Source organism: Mesorhizobium sp. M1E.F.Ca.ET.063.01.1.1 (assembly GCF_003998155.1).
Taxonomy (GTDB): domain Bacteria; phylum Pseudomonadota; class Alphaproteobacteria; order Rhizobiales; family Rhizobiaceae; genus Mesorhizobium.
Genome location: NZ_RZSC01000621.1, coordinates 1 through 3,514, shown reverse-complemented (window position 1 = coordinate 3,514; position 3,514 = coordinate 1). Strand labels below are relative to the sequence as shown.

The following is a 3,514-nucleotide window of genomic DNA, read 5'->3' as shown; positions in this document are numbered from 1 at the left end:
GCTCACTCCACTGCCTTAAGGTTCGCCGGCGCATTGGCGGCGATCTTGTCCAGCATGGCCGCCTGCACGGAAACCCGCTTCGGCTGGCCTGCCAGCGCGGCGAGCACCTCGTCGCGCGTGCCGAACATCGACACGGACCCGTCGCGGAGGAAGACGACGTGATCGGCCGTGCGCAGAAGATTGGTCTGATGGCTGACGATAACGACCGTGCGGCCTCGCTCCTTCAGTTGCTGGAGCACGTTGAACAGCGCCACCTCGCCTTCGCCGTCGAGCCCCGTGTTGGGTTCGTCGAGAACCAGAAGGGGCGGGTCACCGAACAGCGCCCGGGCAAGCGCGATGCGCTGTCGCTGGCCGCGTGAGATACGGGCCCCGTGCGGCCCGACTTCGGTCCGGTACCCATTCGGCAGCCGCAGGACCATTTCGTGGATGCCGGCGAACTGCGCCGCGGCAATCACCGCATCGCTGTCGACGTCACGCAGGCGCGCAATGTTCTCGGCGATCGTTCCGGGGAACAAATCGATCTGTTGCGGCAGATAGCCGATATGCTGGCCCAGTTCATCCGAAGGCCAGTTCCAGACCTCCGCCCCATCCAGCCTGACGTGGCCGAGCGAGGGCTGCAGCGCTCCGACGATAAGGCGGCAGAGCGTCGTCTTGCCGGAGCCGGACGGGCCGATCACGCCGCAGGTTTGGCCGGGCTCGACGCCGAAGCCTATCGCGCTCAGCAGCGCTTGCGACGTTCCCGGCGCGCGGTAGTGGAGGTTCTCGAGCTTCAGCCGGCCTTGCGGGCGGGGCAGGGTTACACCGGCCGGCTGCATCGACGCGGTGTCGGCAAAAAGCTTCATCAGGTTGCGGCGCGCGGTCCGCGCGCTGACAAGACTGCGCCAGGCGCCAATCGAGCGCTCGATCGGCGCCAGCGCGCGGCTGAGCAGGATAGAGGCGGCGATCATCGATCCAGGAGTCAGTTCGCGGCGCAGCACGAAATAGGCGCCGAGCCCGAGCACGGCCACCTGAAGGGCGAGACGCAGCGAGCGTGACAGGCTGCCGATGATGGTGGTGCGCTGCAAGAGCCGCGACTGGAGCCGCATCAGCGACTGCTGGTTTTCCTCCCAGCGCCGCAGCGCCGGCTCGGACATGCCGAGCGAGCGCAATGTCTCGGCGCCATCGACGAATTGACCGACGGCGGCCTGGCTGCTGCGCAGCCCCGCAGCCGCCTCCTGGTTCTTGCGTCGGGTGAAGAAATCATTGGCGAGCGCGGCGCAGAACAGGAGCACCGCACCGGCAAGACCGACCACGCCCAGCGCCGGATGCAGCAGCCACATGAACGCCAGGAAGACCGGCGTCCATGGCGCGTCGAGAAAGGTCAGGATGCCGTCGCCGGCAACGAAGCCGCGCATATCCCCGACGTCCTTCAGCCCAATTTCGAGACCGTAGCCGGCCAGGCGCGCCTCCATGGTGCGCTCGATCACCGGAACGCTGAGCTGGTCGTCCAGCCATTGACTGATATGGCCCAGCATCATGCGGCGGGCATGCTCGAGCATGCCGTAGACAGCGATGGCGCCGATAACGGCAAGGGTGAGCCAGAACAGCGTGTCGATCGAGCCGCTGGACAGCACCCTGTCGTAGATCTGCAGCATGTAGACGGTGCTGGCGAGCAGGAGGACATTGGCGAGCAGGCTGAAAAGGAGGAGGGCGGGCACCTGCTGGCGCGCCAGACGCATCACCTCCTGAAATTGCGGTCTCGGTTGCATCACGGATACCCCCCCGTTTTCGATGCCTTTCACTGGTGCTCGGTTGATGTCCAACGGGGGCAGCGTGGCTGCCCCCGTTGGTTCTGTTTCAGGCGATGTCGACGAGGATGTGCTGGACCGTGGTCGTGTCGCCGTCCGCGTCGTGCAACTGGACTCCGAAGTCGAGGTGCGCGTCCGGTGTCGTGGTCTGCGTCGAGACGAAGCCGATATCCGTGATCTTCAGCACGTCGTTGTCGACGGGGTCGAAGGCTACCAGACTGGTGGTAGCATTGCTGCCGCCGCTGCTAGTGCCCGTCGTCCCGTTCAGGTCGATCGCCTGGCCGGTGATCCCATTGCCCGACTGCATGATCTGGATGCCCTGGATCACGTAGTGCTCGCCGGCGGCATTGTAGTCGTTCTGCTCGATGATTACGAGGCCGTCATTGTTGTCGAGCGTGAACTCGCCGTTGTACGGAGACGGGACCTGGCCCATCCTGTAGATGTCGGAGTTCGACACGTAGACGGCCCGCGTGATCTCGTTAGTACCGTCGGTCAGGTCGAGGATTAGCATCAGGTCTTCGCTGCTGCCGATGCCGTCGAACTTCAATGCCACGGCGCTGGCGGTAGCCGTCGGGTCGGTGGCCTCGGTCTGGATGCCGACATTGCTGTCGAAGAACCGCAATGTCAGCAGTTCGCCTTTCTGGATCGTGTCACCGGCGACCCCGTTGGTGCTTTGCGTTGCAGACACCCACGTTTCATTGCTGTTACTGATCATATCGTGGGTGCCGGGCGTCGGCAGTCCCGAGTTGAACGAGGTGTCGGTGGACGACCCTTCGCCGTCGCTCGTCACGCTGAACGGGTGGGTTTTGTCGATCAGATTGCCGGTGAACTGCACATAGAAGCCATCGTGAGCCTGCGTGCTCGGGTCATCCGCCACCAACGTTTCCAGCACGATTGGCGGGTGGCCCGTGTTGCTCGTGGGCTGCTTGGCCACAAGCTCGGCGGTGTGGAGAACGTCGAAGCTGAAGCCATCCGCCGCGTCGTTCAAGGTGATGGTGTAGGTACCAGCAGCCTTGTTGAAGACAAGGGTACCCCCCGCCGTGGCCGTCTGGTCGCCCGCAGTGTTCGGGTCGCTATCGTACGAGATTTGCCAGTTGAACGTTGCCGAGGTGGCGCTTTCCGACTGGAGCGTCGCCGACGAGCTGATCAACTGGGTCTGTGTGTTAGGGACAAGACCGGTGAGGTAGCCAGTAAGGCTGAGCTGGTTGCCGGCAGACACGCTGTCTTGGTCTACGAAGTCCGAGTGCGTGACGTCGTAGGCCGCGAACCGGTCACTACCAATACTGTAACCGAAGTCGCCGGTAGCTTGTTGGCCGGCGATGTTGATCAGAGTCTCGTGGGTCCCTGTGCCGTTGCCGGCGTTCTGGTCGCCGTCGAACGGCTTCGTGATCGTCGGGGTGTCGTCGTCGACATTGATCGACATCGAGCCGGCCGCCGTGTCGCCGTCATGGTCGGTGGTCGTGTAACCGATCGTGAACGAGACGTTGTTCTCGTCCAGGCCCGCCGGATGGTCGATCGCATGCAATTGCGTGACCGTGTAGGCGCCAGCCGTCGTGTTCGACAGCGACACCGACACCACCGCCACCGCGACGCCGTTCTGGATCTGGCTGATCGTCAGCAGCGTCCCGGCGCCGTTCACCGCCTGGATGAAGTCTCCTTCCGTCGTCGAGGAGGTCGGCAGGCCGGCGCCCGTCAGCAGCGTCGAGCCGGCGCCGTCGGCGCCGTAG

General features: G+C 64.4%; 1 protein-coding gene and 1 pseudogene. Both read right to left on the bottom strand.

Going from position 1 to position 3,514, the window contains the following annotated elements; genetic code table 11:
• Positions 1-2: 2 nt before the first annotated feature.
• Positions 3-1,748 carry a type I secretion system permease/ATPase gene (locus tag EOA29_RS29335; RefSeq protein WP_245464673.1) on the bottom strand — a complete coding sequence of 582 codons (1,746 nt, stop codon included), beginning with the start codon at positions 1,746-1,748 and terminating at the stop codon, positions 3-5.
• A gap of 88 nt (positions 1,749-1,836) precedes the next feature.
• A pseudogene (locus tag EOA29_RS41720) lies at positions 1,837-3,514 on the bottom strand (hypothetical protein); the annotation flags it as partial.